Origin of the sequence: Salmonella enterica subsp. diarizonae (assembly GCF_008692785.1) — a bacterium.
GTDB lineage: Bacteria > Pseudomonadota > Gammaproteobacteria > Enterobacterales > Enterobacteriaceae > Salmonella > Salmonella diarizonae.
In genome coordinates this window covers 74,516-93,124 of sequence record NZ_VXJV01000008.1, presented here as the reverse complement: position 1 = coordinate 93,124, position 18,609 = coordinate 74,516, and the positions used below count along the sequence as shown (strand labels likewise).

Here is an 18,609-nt window from a genome sequence, read left to right as displayed (position 1 = left end):
GGGGTATACAGACAAAAAATCCACGCCGGGACGTGGATTTTAGCGCAATGACTTGTAGCCTTAACCCGGATAGATACCGCGATCTTTACGGGCCAACAGAATGCGCTCACAGGCGACAATATAGGCTGCGGTTCGCAGAGAGCAGGATTTCTCAGCCGCTTTCTCCCAGACATGGACGATCGCGTCGGTCATGATTTTGTCCATGCGCGCGTTGATCTCTTCTTCGCTCCAGAAGAAGCTGGCCATATCTTGTACCCATTCGAAGTAGCTGACGGTTACGCCGCCGGCGTTACAGACCACGTCAGGCACCACAAGGATACCACGGCTGGCCAGAACATCATCAGCATCCGGATAGGTCGGGCCGTTTGCCCCTTCCAGCACCAGCTTACACGTCAGGGCTTCCGCGCGCTGACGGGTTATCTGACCTTCAAGCGCCGCCGGGATCAGGATATCCATCTCCAGACGCCAGAATGCATCGCTGGCGATAGTTTCTGCGCCCGGGAAACCGGCTATCTGTTTGTGTTCTATCTGCCATGCCGTGAGCGCCTTCATGTCAATACCGGTGGCGTTAAACAGGGTCGCGGTATGATCCTGAATCGCTACGACACGGGCGCCAGCGCCGGCAAACAGACGCGCAGCTTCGCTGCCGACGTTACCAAAACCCTGAACCGCAACGCGAGCGCCTTCAACGGCGATATTTGCCCGACGCGCGACTTCCAGGCCGCTGACGAAAACGCCGCGCCCCGTCGCTTTTTCACGGCCCAGCGAACCACCGAGATGGATAGGTTTACCGGTGACGACGCCAGTGACCGTAGTGCCGTGATTCATGGAATACGTATCCATCATCCAGGCCATCACTTTACCGTTGGTGCCGACATCCGGCGCAGGAATATCTTTCTGTGGCCCGATGATAATGCCAATCTCGCTGGTATAGCGGCGGGTCAAACGCTCCAGTTCACCTTCCGACAGCGAGAACGGATCGACGCGGATGCCGCCTTTGGCGCCGCCATACGGCAGGTTTAGCGCCGCACATTTGATGGTCATCCATGCTGACAGGGCCATCACTTCATTGAGATCAACGTCAGGATGGTAGCGAACACCGCCTTTACCCGGACCTCGGGAGAGGTTGTGCTGCACGCGATATCCTTCGAAATGACGAATAGTACCATCATCCATTTGCACCGGAATATCGACGATCAGAGCGCGTTTCGGGTGGCGCAGAGTATCCACCCAGGGGGATAACTCGCCCAGATAAGGGGCCACACGCTCGATTTGTTGCAGGTAGGTATTCCAGGCAGATGTGCTGCTATCTGAAGCGTAAGATAACTTATCCATGATAAACCTTAGTGATAAAAGTAATATGTTCTTTAATTGACCGTGGTACATAGTAGATCACACCATGTAGCGATAAATTTAACACTTTTTTAAACAATTGACTCAGATCAAAAACGGCAGGCGGTTGGATTTTCGCTATGATTTTGGGTGGGAAGTGGTTAATTATCCGGGATAAGAGGTGATATGTCGCTAACTATGCGATTAATTGCTTAAATATGCACAATGTGTTAAAGGCGGCTATTTGTCATAATTATGACGCACCTCTAAAAGTAAACGTTATGATAACGACATGTATCAATGTTATGTCGTCCTGTCGGCGGGGAAACGTCTTCGCCAGGCGCGTAAAAAGATAAAAATAACCGGAGTCAGACGACGCTGGCCCCGGTTTACCTCTTTATTGTTGACGCGATTCAAGCCATATCAGCGCCAGCGTCGACAGTGAGCACATCAGCAGAATGCCGACAAACCACAGTAAATACCACATCGCTCCCGCTCCCTAATAAAGTTCATGATCGTTGCGGCGGAGGGTCTCCAGGTTGATACGCCCCAACATTTTGTAATAGCTCCACAGCGTATAGAGCAGTACGATCGGCAGAAAAATCAGCACAATCACCAGCATGATTTCGAGCGTCATCTGGCTGGAGGTGCTGTCCCACACCGTCAGGCTGGAGAGAGGACTAACACTCGACGGCATCACAAAAGGAAATAGCGTTATTCCGGCGGTAAAGATGACGCAGGACTGGGTCAGGGAAGCGAACAGAAATCCACGAATAGTCCGACCGCGAAGGCAGGCATAGAAGGCCAGAATCGGCAGTAGCATACCGAGCAACGGGATGATGAGCAGTAGCGGCGAGCGTATAAAGTGATTCATCCAGGCGCCAGGGAGTATCGCCACGCCTTTTAAGAGCGGATTGGAAGGACCGTTGGCATCTTGCGCGAGTAAGACAAAGCCATCAATGCCGGCCCACAGCCAGTACCCGGCCAGCAGGAAGCAGAGCACGACCAGCAGTGCGCTGTGGCGGGTGGCCGACAGAGCCCGTTGACGAATAACGCCCTCCGTTTTCAACTGTAACCAGACGCCTCCTTGCATCACCACCAATGACAGACTCAATAATCCACACAGTAGGGCAAAGGGCGAGAGTAACTGCCAGAAGGTACCAAAATAGTCAACATGAAGCTGCGGCGTGAAGGCAAACGGCACGCCTAAAAACAGGTTGCCGAACGCGATGCCGAATACTAGCGGAGGAACCAGACTGCCGATAACCAGACCGGTATCCCACAGTGCACGCCAGCGGGCATTGGCGATTTTACCCCGATAATCAAAGGCCAGCGGGCGAAAGAAGAGGGCACACAGCACCAGGATCATCGCCACATAAAAACCGGAAAACGCGGCGGCATAGACCCGTGGCCAGGCGGCGAATAATGCCCCGCCCGCGAGGATCAACCATACCTGGTTTCCTTCCCAGTGGGCACCCACGCTATTGATCAATACCCGGCGTTCGTCATCGTTGCGCGCTATCAGCGGGAGCAGGCAACCGACACCCATATCAAACCCGTCAGTTACCATAAATGCCACCAGGATGACGCCGATCAGCAGCCACCAAATGAACCGCAACGTTTCATAATCCAACATGATTGTCTCCTTTATCCCTGTTGTTGCGCTTGTTGTTGACGTTGCATGGCGCTCGGCCCAAGACGCGCGTACTTCTGCATCAGATAGACTTCCGCGATTAAAAACAGGGTGTAAAGTCCGAGGATAAGCCCCATTGAGAAGGCCAACTGGCCTGGCGTCAGCGTGGAGTGAGCGTACCAGGTCGGCAGAATGTCCTGAATCGCCCAGGGCTGACGGCCAAACTCCGTCATAAACCAACCGGCTTCAATGGCAATCCACGGTAACGGCAGGCTCCAGAGCGCCATACGCAATACCCAGCGATGCTGGTCGATACGCATTCGCAGCGTCTGTATCAACGCAATCAACATCACCACTAACAGCAGCGAACCGCAGCCGACCATAATACGGAAACTCCAGAACACCGGCGCCACTTGAGGAATAGCGCCACGCTGGGCCGCACGATACTGCTCCGGTGTTACATGGTTCATATCCGGGGCATATTTCGCCAGCAGAATGCCGTACCCCAGATCGCCCTCAACGGCGTGAAAAGCATTCAGTACCTGCGGTGAGCGATTGCCTTGCGCTATCTCCTGCATGAGTAGCCAGGCCTCCCGGCCACGCTTCAGGCGCGGCAGAGTGTCGTCCATCAGGTTTTTTAATCCCGGAACCGGCGTATCCAACGAATGGGTGGCCAGAATACCCAGCAGAGCAGGGATCTTCACGGCAAATGCATTACGCTCCTGTTCCTGCTGCGGCCAGGCAATCAGATGAAACGGCGCGGGCGCGGGTTCGGTTTGCCATTCGCCTTCCATCGCCGCCAGTTTCACCGGCTGAACCCGGGCGACCTCGTAGGCCGAACTGTCCCCCAGTTGCAGGGCTCCCAGAATGGCCAGGGTGCCGAATACTGAGCCGATAGCAAACGAGCGTAAGGCCACCTCACGCTCGCGACCACGTAGCAGATACCAGGCGCTGATGGACATAATAAACATGGCGCCGGTGACATAACCGGACATAACGGTATGGACAAATTTCACCTGGCTCACCGGGTTAAAGACCAGATCGCTGAAGCTGCTCATTTCCATCCGTAACGTATCGATGTTGAAGTGAGCGCCGGTAGGATGCTGCATCCAGCCATTGGCGTTCAGAATCCATAATGCTGAAATATTGGAGCCGAAGGCCACCAGCCAGGTGACCAGCAGGTGTTGGTATTTATTCAGCCGCTGCCAGCCGAAAAAGAACAGGCCGACAAAAGTAGATTCGAGAAAGAAGGCCAGTAACGCTTCCATCGCCAGCGGCGCGCCGAAAATATCGCCCACATAGTTGGAATAGAGCGACCAGTTAGTCCCGAACTGAAACTCCATGGTCAGGCCGGTAGCCACACCGAGAGCAAAATTGATCCCGAAGAGCTTGCCCCAGAAACGCGTCATATCGCGGTAGACGGTTTTCCCTGTGACCACATAGATCGTCTCCATGACGGCCAGCAAAAAAATCAGCCCAAGCGTAAGGGGAACAAATAAAAAGTGATACAGCGCGGTCAGTGCAAACTGCCAGCGCGATAAGTCAATGACATCCCACATGCTAACTCCTGTAGGCAGAAAGAGAGTAAAAAGCTAATCAGTACCGGACACCGGTTACGTTCCTGTTGAGAGCGTTAGCGCGTCTCCAGCCATCGGCAGACTTCATCCAGGCGCTGGCGCGAATCGGCCAGATCTTCCGGGGCCGCCAGTACCAGCTCCGGCAAAGGACAAATCTCATAGCTGTCGAGCAACAGCCCTTTAAGGGCGTCCAGACAGCGCACATGCCAGAGATGGCGCAATGCCGTGGCGTTGATTTGACTTTCGCCATACCCGGAGATGCGAATCTGGATGTTCCCGTGTCCGCATAAGCGCGCCAGAAAAAGACGATCGGCCTCGCTGAGCGGCAGTTGGGTCAAATTGATACTGTGGGGTTGCATCGCCGGATCGCGTACGTGCGCCAATAATTCATGGGCCAGCGGCAGTCCATTCATCAGACCGGCGACAGGCGGAGGCAGCAGAGTGTCGTCAGGCAGCGTATCGGCAGTAGCCACTTGCCACAATGTCAGGGGCGCGCTACCCGCTTCCAGACGATCCGTCAGCAGACGTCGGTTGTACAGATGGCGTACCCGCCAAAGGCCGCAGAAGATGGTCTCCTGGATCTCGCTTTCACTCCCGTCCGGATGCTGAATGCGTACCGAGACTTCGCCTTCGCCCAATAGCGTATTGAGGAATGAGAGATCATCGGCATTCAGGGGAGATAACTCCCATCCCAGCACGTCACCGACTTCCGGGATGCGCCGGGCAAGCTGACCTCGTAGATCGGTCAACAATGCCATCACCGCCGGGCTGTGAGCGCAGTGCTCGAGCGCCGCCATACTTGGGTCGCCATTGACCTGACAGGTGAGCGGTAAGGGATTCATTGAGAAACTGGCGTCATCAGGCTGCGTACCCGGCCCCAGCAGATGAAAAAAGGCGTTGCTCATTGTGCCGCCTCCTGCGCTGCGGGAGTGTCAACTATCGAACGCATCAGAGTGAGCAGTTCAGCCCAGGGATGAATACCGCTGAGCGCGCCGCGTAGCTCGCCGTCTGTAAAAACCAACGTCGCCGGAAACTGACGTACATTAAAGCGATCGCCGATAGCTTCGCTTTGTTCAAGGTCGGCCACCGCCACCTGCCAGTCAAACTGCGGGAACTCGCGCAGGAGTTCGGCGATCATCACCGGGTTATCGCTGACTTCCGGCGTACGCCGCGGATCGCGACTTAACAGGATGACGCCATCTCCAACCTGTTTGATCCAGTCGTCTACCGTGGAAGCCTCTACCGGTTGCCATCCCCGGGTTAACAGGCGTTGCCATAGCGCAGAAAATGGGGTGTCATTCGCCACTTCTCTTACCCTCCAGACGTGTCTGATACTGACGTATGTGCACTCCTTCATAGTTTTCCATCGACAGGCATTCATAGTTCAGGCAGCGTGCGGCTTCGTTTGCCTGCGGTACGATCCCCCAAGCGGCCAGTTGTTCCAGGGCGGCCTGTTCCGCCGCCGGTAGCTGGGCGCGAGCTATTTCGGTCAGGCTACCGCCGTAGTCGTCCAGTAGCGCCGGTTGCAGGCCGACTAGCGCAATGTGACAGGGTAGATGGCCGCGGATGTCGGCTAGCGCCAGGACTTCGGAAAAACTGTTTTGATGCAGGCTCATTTTTTTGGCGCTGAGATACGCCGGGATTTTCTCGCCGGCATAGGTTCGCAGACTGCCCGGCGCCAGGCCGTAATCGATCGCGTCAAGGAGCAGGAGATGGCTGGCTTGCTCAACGTAACCCAACAGGTTTAGCCCTTGCGTACCGCCGTCAACAATGTCTACCTCTTCAGGCCAGTGATACCGGGCATACAAACGCTCCGCGACCCGGATACCGAATCCTTCATCGGCCCACAGCAGGTTTCCTAATCCCATCACCACTACGCGTTGCGCATTCATGAGGTCTCCTTGTCGTGCGGTTTGGGGAATTTGTGGCTGCGGTAGCCATTGATCATGGTGGAGATCACCGTATCGTCGGACATAATGTCTTCCCGGATAGCGAGGTAAACGTGCCCGACGATGAAGGCGGCAATCAGCCACATGCCCAGTCGGTGCCAACTGTGAATATCGATGGAGTTGCCGCCGGTCCAGTAGAAAAATTCAACCACATAGCGGAACGGCGCAAAGATGGCGTATTGGCTATGCTCGCCAAACAGAGCGAAACCGGTGAGGATCATAAATACCGACAACAGGAAATAGCCGAACATCGCGGCCTGCGCGACAGGGTTATGTCCGATGTCGCTCCCCGGTTTTTTCTCCAGAAATAGATACCAGCGAACCACGGAGAAAGCGCCTTGCCACCAACTGCGACGCCAGACCGGGACGATAAACAGCTCTCGCGAATAGCGGTTGCCGACACAGGCCCAATAAATTCGCCCCAGCAGTAACACGGTAAAGATCATCGCGGCGGCAAAGTGGATCAGCCGGATATAGCCCATGTAAAACAGATAGGTCGCCTCGCCACTCACCGACGGCAGAGGTCGGCCAATGAAGTAGCCTGTTACCATCAGTACCAACATGCAGGCCACCGTTAGCCAGTGCCACAGGCGTACCGGCGCTTCAAACACATAGTGGCTGACGACAGTATCACGCGCCTCCCCGACGCGTGGAGATTGCTTTCCAGTCATCGTTCTTTTCCTTAACGCTTAGCGTACCTGGACGGCAATCAGTTCGCTGCCGTCGTCGCCAAGCACGTGGGTTGAACAGGCGAGGCAGGGGTCGAAGCTGTGCAGCGTCCTCAGGATTTCTAACGGTTGGTCGGGAATCGCTATTTGCGTTCCCATCAATGCCGCTTCATAGGCACCGATCTGTTTTTTAGGATCGCGCGGGCTGGCGTTCCAGGTGGTGGGGACCACGCACTGATAGAGTTCGATCTTCTGATCGCGTATTGACGCCCAGTGTCCCAACGCTCCGCGAGGCGCTTCGGTAAAACCGATGCCGCGGCAGTGCTGCGGCCAACTGGCCGGTTCCCATTTCTCGGTATTGGCGGTGGCCAGGTCGCCGTTTTTCAGGTTGGTCATAAGCCTGTCGAAAAAATACTGCAGCTTACTGACGGCCCATTGCGCTTCATGCGCGCGGCATAAAATACGGCCAAGCGTAGACTGGATACAGGAGAGCGGCAGTTTAAGGGCGGACATCATGCGATCCACCGACTCTATGGTGGCGGCATCCCCTTTGTGATAGGCAATTAGCGTTCGGGCAAGCGGGCCGACTTCCATGGCATGGCCACGCCAGCGCGGTGCTTTAATCCAGGAGTAGCGTTCCTGCTCGTTGAGCTGCTGGATATGCGTATCGCTGCCTTTGACATCGCCAGGGTTGTACCAGGGATCGGTAATGCCGTCAAAAGGATGACGACCCAGTTGATCGTCCGGATAGCGGTACCAGGCGTGATCCACAAACTCCTGTATCTGTTGCGGATCGGCCAAATCTACCGGCATGACATTTTTAAAATCGCCATTGACCACTGCGCCGCCCGGCATTAACAGGCTTTGCTGGCTGAAGTCGTTGGCAATGTCCGGAAACGCGCCGTAGCTCAGAACGCATTTATCCGACAGTCCGGTGCCAATTTGACTCCATGCTTTATTGAACTGGCCGATAGCCAGCGCGTCCGGAACCATCACGTTGTTAATGAAGTCGGCAGTGCGGGTGATGATCGACTGCACCAGGTTGAGGCGCTCCATATTGATAGCCCCGACCGCGCCGCTTTGATCGAGATTGATCGCGCATGGCATACCGCCGACGATCCAGTTAGGGTGGGGGTTCTTACCGCCAAATATGGTATGGATTTTGACGATCTCGCGCTGGAAGTCGAGGGCTTCAAGATAGTGGGCAAAGCCCATCAGGTTAGCCTCTGGCGACAGTTTGTACTGTGGATGTCCCCAGTAACCGTTACGGAATATCCCAAGCTGGCCGCCGTCGACAAATTTCTTCAACCGATTTTGTACGTCAAAGAAGTAGCCCGGCGATGACATCGGCCAGGCGGAAAGGCTTTGCGCCAACTGCGAGGTGGCGCGCGGATCGGCTTTCAGCGCATTCAGAACATCAATCCAGTCCATCCCGGCTAACTGATAAAAATGGACCAGATGATCGTGACACCACAACGTAGCCAGCATGATGTTACGTATAATATTGGCGTTATCCGGCACCTGGATACCGATCGCATCTTCGATAGCGTACACCGACGCCAAAGCATGTACCCCGGTACATACACCACAAATACGTTCAACAAACGCCCAGGCGTCACGTGGGTCACGGCCTTGCAGAATGATCTCCAGACCGCGGAACATCGTGCCGCAGGAAACGGCATTGGTGATGACATTTTGCTCATCAATGTTCACTTCGCAGCGCATATGTCCTTCGATGCGGGTAATCGGGTCCACGATCAGACGACGGCCGGCGTTGTTAACGGTATAACCCTGGGTTTGATACTGGTTACTCATGCCTGCTTATCCTCATTGTCCGGCTGTTGTTCGGCTTGCGCTAACTGTTGTTTGTGGCGTTTACGTTGGTTGAGCGCGCTGGCGACCGCGTGACCGCCAACGCCCGCAGCGACTACGCCCAGCGCGGTCAGACCCACCGTATCGGCGGTTGAGTGGGTACCCATCTGGGGAATATCCACCACGCGGCTATAAAACGAGCCGCGATCCCAGAAACCATTTTCTGAACATCCCAGACATCCGTGGCCGGACTGGATAGGAAAGGAGACGCCGCCATTCCAGCGTGTGGAGGAGCAGGCGTTATAGGTGGTTGGCCCTTTACAGCCCATCTTGTACAGACAGTATCCCTTGCGGGCGGCGTCATCATCCCAGCTCTCGACAAATTCACCGGCGTCAAAATGGGCGCGGCGGTAGCATTTATCGTGGATACGCTGACCGTAGAACATCAGTGGACGGCCCATGCGATCGAGTTCCGGCAGACGATCAAACGTCACTATATAGGTAATAATGGCGCTCATGACATCCGGGATTGGCGGACATCCAGGGACTTTCACGATCGGCTTGTCGGTAATCACTTTGTCGATAGGCGTTGCCTGGGTCGGATTGGGACGGGCGGCCTGGACGCAACCCCAGGAGGCGCAGTTTCCCCATGCGATAATAGCACTGGCGCCAGCGGCGGCTTTCTTTAGTTTTTCAATGAACGGGCGGCCGCCGCTGATACAGAACATCCCTTGCTCTCCTAACGGCGGATTGCCTTCCACCGCCAGAATGTATTTCCCGGCGTAGCGAGTGGTAATATCGTCAAAGACTTCTTCGGCTTGTGCTCCGGCGGCGGCCATCAGGGTGTCGTCATAATCGAGGGAAATCAGCGAGAGGATCACATCTTTGGCTAGCGGGTGCGAGGAACGGATAAAGGATTCGGTACAGCAGGTGCATTCCAGTCCATGAATCCAGACAACCGGAATCCGTGGTTTATTCTCCAGCGCCCAGGCAATCTTTGGCGTCATTCCGGCGCCCAGTCCCAGCGACGTGGCGGCAAGGCTACAGAATTTGAGAAAGCTGCGTCGGGTCACTCCCTTACGACGCATGGCTTGATAAAAGGTCTCCTCGTTATTCATAACGCGTATTTTTTCTCCTTTTTGCACCACGCTCCGCCAGGGGCATAAGGCGCTTTTGCGGGTCCGTCGACGTTCTGCCAGCAAGGTAAATCATCGTGTTACGCGCGAGCGCGAAAACAATCCCGATTCACTTTGCACTGGCGTATATCGCCAGAAATTATGTGAAAAAAGCGTATCTGATTGACCGGGATAAACAATGCAAAGAGTATGGGTATAGCTTATTGCGGTATATTTATGCCCATTATCGTTTTTTCGGCGAAAGGGCGGCGGCAGGGAAGGACGGTTGAGCTTATCCCGGGATGAGGTTTTCAGCGAGGAACCTCGGGTGGATTCAGCCAGGCCTCGCCATTTCAGGGATACGTAAGTTGATGCAAAAGGAGGGGGAGATCTGATGTAATCGTTAAAAGAAGCGTACTTCGTGATGATTTTTATATAAAATAGTGGTGCTGGTTTTAAAGGAATGCAAAAAATAGAATGTTTGAATGAGGAACCCCTATGAAAAACAACATCAGATTTGACTTGTCCGATTATTTGATTCATTTTTTTCGGGATGTTGATTTAGAGACCGGTAGCCATATTTATTTGCCTGAGCACTGTGGTTTTAATAATCAGCACCATTCACGTTTCATTGATGCTAAATATTTACTTAGATTATCTTTACGTAGTCATAAAATTTTCTCGTCCTGGTCATACCGAAATGGGCAACGAACCGTATATGGTGACTCCCCGGTTGTATGCTTTACAGATATGCCGATTGCAGCTTATTTAGAAACTGGGTTGCGCCGATTGGAACGAAATGAAAAAATCGGTTTATATGCAATCGTTTTACCTAAAGAGCAAATGTTTAATTATGGGGCAAGACCAGTAATATATGGATTGGATCAGCATAACAATGCTCGATGCTCGCAAGGCAGAAACGGGGAACGTATCCTTGATGAATCTGTTCTCCCTTTGATTGAACAATATAGATATGTTACTTATGTTCCAGGTAAGATTGACTGGTCACATGAACGCGAATGGCGATGGCCATATCGTGGAGATATTAAAAGTTTCCTTAATCATATTGAAGAGTATGGTATTCCGGAAGACATTGAAAGTACTCCAGGCTTTGATTTTAAATCAAGTAAAATAAAGGGCGCGGGAATAATAGTTCCATTAGCGGAAGATATCCCTACCGTAGCTCATGATATTTTAACCTTAATTGATCGAGGTGTAATTGGGAGGGACACCTTCAGATTTATTATCGCTATTGATAATTTACAGTCATGGTCTCAGATTTCAGAACCAGATAATTTACTTTCTTATATTAATGATAATACATTCGAATTCGAAGCTTTTTTTAATTTATCTGAATCCAAAGTGAAAAATTATGCTGATTCTATTTATAATTATGTAAATGAATTGTATTCGAAAAAGGATTTCTTAAATGATAGTTATGCAATGGAATTTGGAAATGCCTGGGTCTGGATTCATGATAACCAATGCCAGGTGGTACGGGCGTTACTGCAAACTGGAATGATCAAGGTGAATAAAGAAGGAAGGTACTTATTAGATGTTAATTTGGCTTCTGTTGATTGGCCATTAAGAAGAAAAGAAGCTTTCGCAAGTCATGTCGCTGGATGGCTCAAGCATCGTTTTGGTATCGAAGCGGGAAGGTATTCTGTTTGGGGAAAAGATGATTATGATGCTGTCCCAAGTTATGAGACGCCACTAAAGGACCAGTATCCTTTTTATAATCATACAATGAATGTCGACTGGTAATTAAGAAAAGAACTTACTTTTTTAGATTTGCGTGAAATTTAACTCTTTGATTTTTAATGTAATATTAAAAAATAGACACTAATATAAAAGAGATTGTACTTAAGATTGTGTATCTGTACTAATTTTAGACCAGGATCAATATTTTATGACACTCGCTCAGTTGTGGCAGGAAGAATGGGATAACCGATCGCCAGTTAACCCTTCTCCCACACTCTCCACAGCCGAGCGTTGTACTTATTATCTGAATTCTTGAGAACGTTTAACGGTTACCATGTATATTTGATACCTACACGATAGCGTGTTTGTCGCTCACTGGTATAACGATTCTCTTTAATGTTTCCAATTTCAATAAAAGGGCGCCAGTTCTTATCAAGAGAATACATGAGCCTAATGTTATGCTGATAATCCCATTTGCGATTGTTATAAAGAGGTAACGCATTGGAATCCATTTCCCAAAAAATATCGAACTGATACAGAAAATCCCAGCGATCATACTTATAACCAATGAAACTATCAAACTCCTGAATTTTGGAATGATAGCTATTTCCATCGGCTCCGACCATACCATAATCCCATAATTTCCATTTATAACGGCCTTGCAAACGAAAACCATTGTCAAAGGTATAGTTTAGACGAACATAAGGAATATAAACTAAACCATCAGAGTTATAGTCCAAAGAAAGACCTGCTAAGCCGACGGTATTCTTATTTAAGTTAGTGTAATAGAAGGCTGATAGCTCAGAGCCATTTAATTGCATCTCGTCATACGGATTCTCATCTTTATTGTTGTAACGAGCATCAAACTCTAAGCCAATATTTTCCCCTGTGTCGAGGTAGACTTTAAAGCGGTCACCATGTTTTTTAACACCATCACGATAATCATGACGATATTCAATTGTTGTTTTATAATCATTTGCTAATGCCTGTTCTGCAAAAAAAAGACATGAGGAGGCCACGATAAATTTAATAAACGTATTCATCATTATCCTTTGATATATGAAATAAAATTTAATTATTAAATATAAGCGTTTACTGCCTTGGCTGAAACTTCGGTTGGGCGCCAAACATCACCTGAATGTTCCAACCATGGAATCAGCTCTTCTGTAATCAGTTTATTCACCAGAGGCATATTGTCTGATGCGATGTTTTTCATCTGATAGGGATCATTTTTATTATCATGTAAAATATAGGTAAGTGGTTTGCCTATTTTACGGTCAATAACCAGTGTATAACGGTCGGTTCGTACACCGCGTCTACCGTAAGATTGTCCGCCGTAAGGCATAAATGTATAGAATTGTGAGGTTGGACGTTTATCGCCACCATGTCCCATAAGAGTCTTTGAGAAATCAGTACCCTCAACGTTATCTGGAATGTGCTCACCCAAGCCCATCAATCCTAGTAATGTCGGATAAATATCGGGGGCAGAGAAAAGCAAATCATCCTGACAAGCGGGTAGTTTACCGGGCCAGCGGAACATCATTGGAATACGCATGGCCTCTTCATAATGCACATTTTTAGTGGGTTGACCATTCGAACCCATACAACACCCGTGATCGGAGAAGAAGACAACCAGCGTATCTTTATCCAGTTTCAGGCGCTCCAACTCAGCCAGAATACGTCCAAATTGTTCATCGACACCATTAATCATTGCCATATATTCTTTGAAATATTCAGGTCCATAGCCTTCCTGATACGTTTTGTCCCATACTACGTTAGGGCGTTTATTCAAAGTGCGGGATGTCTGATTTTTAAAGCGATCAAGATATTTTTGTGGTACTTGATCGTACGGCGAATGTGGCGGATTCATTGAAACGACCAGCGCAAAAGGTTCGTTGTTATTACGATATTTGCCCCCTTCATTGCGTAGATATTTGATGGCCATATCTGCTTCATGTTCTGGGCTCCATTGGTTTATTTTCAACGGCTTATCACGAGGCGTATCATTGCTCCAATAAATTGGGTTGAGGTGCAAGTCGTAAGTGCCATAGCTGTACCAGAAATCGAAACCGTGGCGTTTTTCTGGTGGTGTCCAGTCATTCCAGTAACGTCCTTCTATTGGGTTATTGTAGCCTGGCACGAAAGGTGCTTCTGGCGCATCAAGGTGCCATTTACCAATGTACCCCATGCTAAACCCTTGTTTCTTAAGAATGTCAGACCAGGTTATGGCTTCTTTTTTGAGCTCAATACCAAAATCTTTCCCTCCAAAATTACCGTTTGCGCCAGTATGACAGTTGCCTTGTAACCCATTGCGATATGGGTATTGGCCGGTCATTAACATACCGCGGAAAGGTGTACATAGCGGGTAGTTCGAAACCGCTTGCCTCAATACGACACTCTGACTCGCAAATCGATCAATAAAGGGTGTAATAGATTGATCCTGACCCATAAAGCCCAGCGACTGTGCCCGCATTTCATCAGGAAAGACGATTAACAAATTAGGCTTCTTGGTTATTTTTTTAGTTGTGGCAACTGTATCGGTAGTGTGTGTAACACTTAAACCGGCAGCTGCTGCTGTTGCGCCTAATGCGCTTGAAGCTGCGAGTCCTTTGAGCAAGTTTCTTCTTGTGACTGACATGTTCTTTACTCCAGATGGATATAGGTCGTTTGTCTTTCAGTTATTGTTTTCATTTTCTTACGATATTATTTAATCGTAAGAAAACAAAATAAAAAGTCTGAGTTTGTGATCAAGGTGAAAGTTTTTGCCAAAAATGGTCAACGATTCACCATGCATTTTTTGGCTTCTTTTTGAGCATGAGTGTAGTTTTTTTTGTTAGTAAGTTTTTTATATGATTGATTTTCATTAACTATTTTTGTTTTGTCAAAGATTTTACCCTTTAATAGTTGCGTTCTTTTTTCAGCGTAAATAATGGTATTTTCATTTTTTGCTACATTATCCATTGGTGCTATTTGGAATTTCGTTAAAAATCATCTTGTTCCAGGTAACGAACTTTTGTGTTTTTGTTACCGTAAATCTGCTCTTTATCAGTAAAAATATCACAATTAACTTATTGTTTATATTGATTTTTGTTGTGGTTGTGACGGAGTTGCATCTTTGATCAGATATCGTGGTAGCCGTGCTATTGGAAAGTATGTTAGCTGGCTATATGATAGGGGCCTACGTGTAAGGTTTTGCAAACATATGGTCAAACTGACGAAACTTTGTGAAAGAGATCATAACTTTTGTTTTTTCTGTTTGAAAGTAAACGTAAGTATATTAATCTTAATTCGAGCCCAAACGAATGGTATTTGTTTGGTTTCGTAAGGAGACAGAAGTGAAGGCAGCAATCGAAAGGCGTATGGAAATCCTTGAGGTGATAACCCGGCAGGGGAAAGCTCGTGTCGAAAACTTAGCCGAAAGATTCAATGTCTCAAGTGTCACCATTCGTAGTGACCTGAGTTTTTTAGAAAAAAACGGATATATCGTCAGATCGCACGGTTCGGCTATCCCGAACGTCGGCGTAATTGCTGAACTTACTGTTAATGAAAAGAGTCGTCGTAATTCTGACGTAAAATCCCTGATTGGGCGGGCTGCTGCAAAATTGATTAACAATGGTGATACGGTCATTCTGGATTCGGGAACCACCACGCGTGAAATCGCTGCCAATTTAAAATCAGTAGAAAACGTGGTGGTCATGACAAATGGGCTGGATGTGGCTGTGGAGTTAGCGTCAGCGCCTGGAGTGGAGGTCCTCATTTCCGGTGGTGTGCTACGTAAGAGTGCGATGTCTTTCTCTGGTTCTCAAGCTGAAGCCAGCCTGAAAAACGTGCGTTTTGACAAGGTTTTTCTGGGGGTTGATGGCTTTGACTTGCGAGTGGGTATCACGACACATAATGAGCAGGAAGCCAGTCTTAACCGCTTAATGTGTGATATTTCGGAGCAAGTGATTGCGGTTGCTGACTCTACGAAGTTTGGGAAACGCAGTTGCCATATGATCCGTGAATTTGGTGATATTGATGTGTTGGTGACGGATTCTAATATCCCCGAAGAGTATGTGCAACGCTTGCGGGATATGCGAATCGAAGTCATTATCGCTGAAAAAGAGAAGTAACGCTTTACTCCATAGTGACATTATTAATGTTAATTGTGGAGTAAATTAATGCCTTCGTTAGAAAAGCTTGTTCAGTGCCACAGGGCTGGGGAACAAATTGGAATTTATTCTGTTTGTTCTGCCCATCCTCGTGTTATTGGGGCTACACTGGCGACAAATAGTCGATGAAGGTGACGTAATATTTACAATTCCGCTCGAAAAAGTTGAAACATCTGCCTGTTAGTGGGGTAACGTAATAAATTAAGCAACAATCAACTTACCGGGAGAAAAAAGTGGATTGCGGAAAACAATAATACTGCAAGTAACTATTTATGGCAGTAGATATTAATCATAGTGAATACCCTCATTATTTACTGAGTATGGTATTCCCGTTTCTTATTGCTTAGTTTTTAAAATAATACACTGAATAACCAAATGCTGACGGAAAAGCTAACCGTATGGCACAAGCTATAACGCTTTATGTTTTAAAATAAAATACAGGAATATTTTTATGACTCAGCCAAATATCGTCTGGACTCGTATCGATGAGCGTTTACTTCACGGACAAATCCGCATTACCTGGGGAAAACATACAGAGGCTAATCTGATTCTGGTCGCTAATGATGATGCCGCCGAAGGCCCAAATGCTGCTTTCATGCAGGCGGGAATGAAAGCTTCTGCGGGCGGTGAATATGCCGTACGTTTCTTCAGTATTCAGAAAACCATTGACGTGATCCATAAAGCCTCCCCACAGCAGAAAGTATTCATTCTGTGTAATAACCCAACGGATGTTGCACGTCTGGTTGAAGGTGGTGTGCCAATTAAACATTGCAATGTGGGCAATATGCATTTCCATGAAGGTAAACGTCAAATAGCCAAAACGGTTTCTGTCGATGAAAAAGATCTCGATGCTTTCAGACGCATTCTCGCCTGCGGTGTAACTTGTACCGTGCAGAACACACCAGACCAGACTCCGGTCAATGTCATAGAACTAGCCGCCAGTGCATGAGTTCATGACGTATCGCATCACGACATACGGCAATAAAGGAAGAAATTATGCTGTTTGAAGCTACTTTAGTTGCAATCTGGGCCTTCTTGTGCGGTATCGACAAGTACGACGTAGCCCTGAATATTCACCGTCCTTTAATTACCGGCCCGGTTGTAGGCCTGATTATGGGCGATATGGAAGTGGGATTGATCGCTGGTGCTACTCTGGAGTTGGCCTGGCTAGGTCTGGTGCCTAATGCTGGCGCACAGCCACCTGATGTGACCATGGGGACGATTGCTGCTGTCGCTTTTGCGGTTATGACAGGGCAGTCACCGGAAGTTGCTATGGGCGTCGGTATGCCAATCGCTGTTCTGATGCAGATGATTGTTATCGGATTCTTTGCAATGACCGCCTTCACAATGGGGAAAGCAGATAGATGTGCTGAACAAGCTGATATGGCAGGGATCTCCCGCTTATTGGTGGGAACATTGATTACGCGTTCCATGCTCTATTTCATTATTGCCTTCGTGACGGTTTATTTCGGTGAGCATGCTGCTGCCTGGATTGATGAAAACACGCCAACGGTCTTGTTAGAAGGTCTGGGGATTGGGGCGAAGATGGTACCGGCAATAGGTTTTGCTATGTTGTTGAAAATCATGTGGTCGAAAGAAGTGGCAGGGGTGTTCTTTATCGGTTTCGTGATGACTACTTATCTGAAGCTGCCAATTATGGCCGTGGCAATTCTGGGCGCATCCATTGCCCTTCTGTACTACTTCTTTAGTGGAAAAAACAGCAATAACGATACCAAACAAGCAGAGGATTTCGAAGATGGCATCTGATATCACCGCAGACAAAGGCCGCGTAGCGGAAGCCAAAACAAGCAGCCTGATAGATAACGTTGATGCTTATCAGGATACCGAGGTTCGTAAAGTGATTTCCCGTAAGGACCTATGGAAGTGTGCGATCCGCGGGCTGTTTATGGAAGGTAACTTCAATTTTGAACGCATGCAGGGGGGCGGTTTTGCGTATTCGATTATCCCGGCATTACAAAAAATCCACGGTAATAACCGTGCGGACCTGGCGAAATCACTGAAGAACCATTTGCAGTTCTTCAATGCCAGTCCAAAACTGTTCACCTTCCTGCTGGGGACAGCGGTTGCTATGGAAGAGAACAAAGAAAAACCGTCGACGATTAACGTCATGAAAGTTGCGGGAATGGGGCCGACCGGTGGTATTGGTGATGCTATAGACCATATGACGCTGATGCCATTGACGTTGGCTCTGGGGGCATCGATTGCGATTGAAGGGTCGATCGCGGGACCATTTGTGTTCTTTATACTGTATCAAATTGTCCATTTTTTGGTCTATTTCGGTTTGATGTTTATGGGCTATCGCGCGGGCACAGCGGCGATGGTGAACATGAGTGATGCCACAGAGAAGTTGGCAAAAGCCGCCAACATCATGGGGATCTTTGTTATCGGAGCGTTATGCGCCACCTTTATCAGGCTACAGACCACTGCGGCAATCGATCTTGGTGGCAAGACAGTGGAGTTACAAACTGCCCTGTTTGACAAGATCATGCCGAATTTGCTCCCGCTGGCGTTAGTGTTCTTTATGTTCAAAATGGTGAAGGGAACAGGCTTTTGGGCAAAACCCCCGGTACTCATTTTTTCGACACTGGCTGCGGGAGTTATCGGCCATCTGTTGGGCATTGTGTAATGAATTGATTCGTGTCGCCGTATC

The 18,609-nt window shown here is 49.1% G+C and carries 18 protein-coding genes and 1 pseudogene; 6 read left to right on the top strand and 13 right to left on the bottom strand.

The genetic code is table 11. From position 1 onward, the window contains the following. Positions 1-60: 60 nt before the first annotated feature. The 10 genes from F4V72_RS17105 to hyaA form a co-directional block, all read right to left on the bottom strand. Positions 61-1,335 carry a Glu/Leu/Phe/Val family dehydrogenase gene (locus F4V72_RS17105; RefSeq protein WP_001664093.1) on the bottom strand — a complete coding sequence of 425 codons (1,275 nt, stop codon included), beginning with the start codon at positions 1,333-1,335 and terminating at the stop codon, positions 61-63. A 394-nt stretch (positions 1,336-1,729) separates the two neighbouring features. Continuing rightward, positions 1,730-1,819 (bottom strand): cytochrome bd-II oxidase subunit CbdX, encoded by a 90-nt coding sequence (cbdX, locus tag F4V72_RS17100; protein ID WP_023247692.1) that lies wholly within the window; start codon positions 1,817-1,819, stop codon positions 1,730-1,732. A 12-nt stretch (positions 1,820-1,831) separates the two neighbouring features. Beyond that, positions 1,832-2,968 (bottom strand): cytochrome d ubiquinol oxidase subunit II, encoded by a 1,137-nt coding sequence (gene appB, locus F4V72_RS17095; RefSeq protein ID WP_136058314.1) that lies wholly within the window; start codon positions 2,966-2,968, stop codon positions 1,832-1,834. An 11-nt stretch (positions 2,969-2,979) separates the two neighbouring features. Continuing rightward, a complete protein-coding gene (appC, locus tag F4V72_RS17090) occupies positions 2,980-4,524 on the bottom strand; it encodes a cytochrome bd-II oxidase subunit 1 (RefSeq protein WP_136058313.1) in 1,545 nt (514 codons plus the stop codon). Positions 4,525-4,598: 74 nt separating this feature from the next. Beyond that, on the bottom strand, positions 4,599-5,447 hold the full coding sequence (locus F4V72_RS17085; protein WP_136058312.1) for a hydrogenase expression/formation protein: 849 nt from the start codon (positions 5,445-5,447) through the stop codon (positions 4,599-4,601). After that, on the bottom strand, positions 5,444-5,848 hold the full coding sequence (hyaE, locus tag F4V72_RS17080; RefSeq protein WP_023247688.1) for a hydrogenase-1 operon protein HyaE: 405 nt from the start codon (positions 5,846-5,848) through the stop codon (positions 5,444-5,446). The genes F4V72_RS17085 and hyaE overlap by 4 nt, the downstream gene beginning before the upstream one ends. Further along, positions 5,838-6,434, bottom strand: a complete 597-nt coding sequence (gene hyaD, locus F4V72_RS17075; RefSeq protein WP_136058310.1) for a hydrogenase 1 maturation protease — start codon at positions 6,432-6,434, stop codon at positions 5,838-5,840. The genes hyaE and hyaD overlap by 11 nt, the downstream gene beginning before the upstream one ends. Then, positions 6,431-7,162, bottom strand: a complete 732-nt coding sequence (gene hyaC / locus F4V72_RS17070; protein WP_000147066.1) for a Ni/Fe-hydrogenase b-type cytochrome subunit — start codon at positions 7,160-7,162, stop codon at positions 6,431-6,433. The genes hyaD and hyaC overlap by 4 nt, the downstream gene beginning before the upstream one ends. An 18-nt stretch (positions 7,163-7,180) precedes the next feature. Further along, positions 7,181-8,974, bottom strand: coding sequence for a Ni/Fe-hydrogenase large subunit (hyaB, locus tag F4V72_RS17065; RefSeq protein ID WP_136058309.1), 1,794 nt, complete (start codon positions 8,972-8,974; stop codon positions 7,181-7,183). Beyond that, entirely contained in the window at positions 8,971-10,089 is a 1,119-nt protein-coding gene (gene hyaA, locus F4V72_RS17060) for a hydrogenase 1 small subunit (RefSeq protein WP_001058306.1), read from the bottom strand. The genes hyaB and hyaA overlap by 4 nt, the downstream gene beginning before the upstream one ends. A gap of 495 nt (positions 10,090-10,584) precedes the next feature. On the opposite strand from hyaA, the gene F4V72_RS17050 reads away from it, so the two are divergent. Next, positions 10,585-11,850, top strand: a complete 1,266-nt coding sequence (locus F4V72_RS17050; protein ID WP_080168671.1) for a DUF4427 domain-containing protein — start codon at positions 10,585-10,587, stop codon at positions 11,848-11,850. 266 nt (positions 11,851-12,116) lie between these two features. On the opposite strand, the gene F4V72_RS17045 is transcribed toward F4V72_RS17050, so the two are convergent. From F4V72_RS17045 to F4V72_RS17035, 3 genes are all read right to left on the bottom strand, one after another. Continuing rightward, positions 12,117-12,833 (bottom strand): oligogalacturonate-specific porin KdgM family protein, encoded by a 717-nt coding sequence (locus F4V72_RS17045; protein ID WP_232081686.1) that lies wholly within the window; start codon positions 12,831-12,833, stop codon positions 12,117-12,119. 32 nt (positions 12,834-12,865) lie between these two features. Continuing rightward, positions 12,866-14,425 carry a sulfatase family protein gene (locus tag F4V72_RS17040; protein ID WP_024149640.1) on the bottom strand — a complete coding sequence of 520 codons (1,560 nt, stop codon included), beginning with the start codon at positions 14,423-14,425 and terminating at the stop codon, positions 12,866-12,868. 137 nt (positions 14,426-14,562) lie between these two features. Beyond that, the gene (locus F4V72_RS17035) at positions 14,563-14,748 is read right to left on the bottom strand and encodes a hypothetical protein (RefSeq protein ID WP_053507895.1); all 186 of its coding nucleotides are present in this window, start codon (positions 14,746-14,748) and stop codon (positions 14,563-14,565) included. 374 nt (positions 14,749-15,122) lie between these two features. Here F4V72_RS17035 and agaR point away from each other — a divergent pair, with 374 nt between their 5' ends. From agaR to F4V72_RS17010, 5 genes and pseudogenes are all read left to right on the top strand, one after another. Then, on the top strand, positions 15,123-15,899 hold the full coding sequence (agaR, locus tag F4V72_RS17030; protein ID WP_023247681.1) for a transcriptional repressor AgaR: 777 nt from the start codon (positions 15,123-15,125) through the stop codon (positions 15,897-15,899). 48 nt (positions 15,900-15,947) lie between these two features. Beyond that, positions 15,948-16,049 (top strand): annotated as a pseudogene (locus F4V72_RS17025) (class II D-tagatose-bisphosphate aldolase non-catalytic subunit); the annotation flags it as partial. A 340-nt stretch (positions 16,050-16,389) separates the two neighbouring features. After that, the gene (gene agaV, locus F4V72_RS17020) at positions 16,390-16,887 is read left to right on the top strand and encodes a PTS N-acetylgalactosamine transporter subunit IIB (RefSeq protein ID WP_023247680.1); all 498 of its coding nucleotides are present in this window, start codon (positions 16,390-16,392) and stop codon (positions 16,885-16,887) included. 47 nt (positions 16,888-16,934) lie between these two features. After that, positions 16,935-17,705 carry a PTS N-acetylgalactosamine transporter subunit IIC gene (gene agaW, locus F4V72_RS17015; RefSeq protein ID WP_023247679.1) on the top strand — a complete coding sequence of 257 codons (771 nt, stop codon included), beginning with the start codon at positions 16,935-16,937 and terminating at the stop codon, positions 17,703-17,705. Then, positions 17,695-18,585, top strand: a complete 891-nt coding sequence (locus F4V72_RS17010) for a PTS system mannose/fructose/sorbose family transporter subunit IID (RefSeq protein WP_023247678.1) — start codon at positions 17,695-17,697, stop codon at positions 18,583-18,585. Before agaW ends, F4V72_RS17010 begins: the two co-directional genes overlap by 11 nt. Positions 18,586-18,609: the final 24 nt, after the last annotated feature.

Coding starts and splice junctions, on each gene's coding strand:
- F4V72_RS17105 (WP_001664093.1), bottom strand. CDS start 1,335: ATGGATAAGTTATCTTACGCTTCAGATAGCAGCACATCTGCCTGGAAT.
- cbdX (WP_023247692.1), bottom strand. CDS start 1,819: ATGTGGTATTTACTGTGGTTTGTCGGCATTCTGCTGATGTGCTCACTG.
- appB (WP_136058314.1), bottom strand. CDS start 2,968: ATGTTGGATTATGAAACGTTGCGGTTCATTTGGTGGCTGCTGATCGGC.
- appC (WP_136058313.1), bottom strand. CDS start 4,524: ATGTGGGATGTCATTGACTTATCGCGCTGGCAGTTTGCACTGACCGCG.
- F4V72_RS17085 (WP_136058312.1), bottom strand. CDS start 5,447: ATGAGCAACGCCTTTTTTCATCTGCTGGGGCCGGGTACGCAGCCTGAT.
- hyaD (WP_136058310.1), bottom strand. CDS start 6,434: ATGAATGCGCAACGCGTAGTGGTGATGGGATTAGGAAACCTGCTGTGG.
- hyaC (WP_000147066.1), bottom strand. CDS start 7,162: ATGACTGGAAAGCAATCTCCACGCGTCGGGGAGGCGCGTGATACTGTC.
- hyaB (WP_136058309.1), bottom strand. CDS start 8,974: ATGAGTAACCAGTATCAAACCCAGGGTTATACCGTTAACAACGCCGGC.
- hyaA (WP_001058306.1), bottom strand. CDS start 10,089: ATGAATAACGAGGAGACCTTTTATCAAGCCATGCGTCGTAAGGGAGTG.
- F4V72_RS17050 (WP_080168671.1), top strand. CDS start 10,585: ATGAAAAACAACATCAGATTTGACTTGTCCGATTATTTGATTCATTTT.
- F4V72_RS17045 (WP_232081686.1), bottom strand. CDS start 12,833: ATGATGAATACGTTTATTAAATTTATCGTGGCCTCCTCATGTCTTTTT.
- F4V72_RS17040 (WP_024149640.1), bottom strand. CDS start 14,425: ATGTCAGTCACAAGAAGAAACTTGCTCAAAGGACTCGCAGCTTCAAGC.
- F4V72_RS17035 (WP_053507895.1), bottom strand. CDS start 14,748: ATGGATAATGTAGCAAAAAATGAAAATACCATTATTTACGCTGAAAAA.
- agaV (WP_023247680.1), top strand. CDS start 16,390: ATGACTCAGCCAAATATCGTCTGGACTCGTATCGATGAGCGTTTACTT.
- agaW (WP_023247679.1), top strand. CDS start 16,935: ATGCTGTTTGAAGCTACTTTAGTTGCAATCTGGGCCTTCTTGTGCGGT.
- F4V72_RS17010 (WP_023247678.1), top strand. CDS start 17,695: ATGGCATCTGATATCACCGCAGACAAAGGCCGCGTAGCGGAAGCCAAA.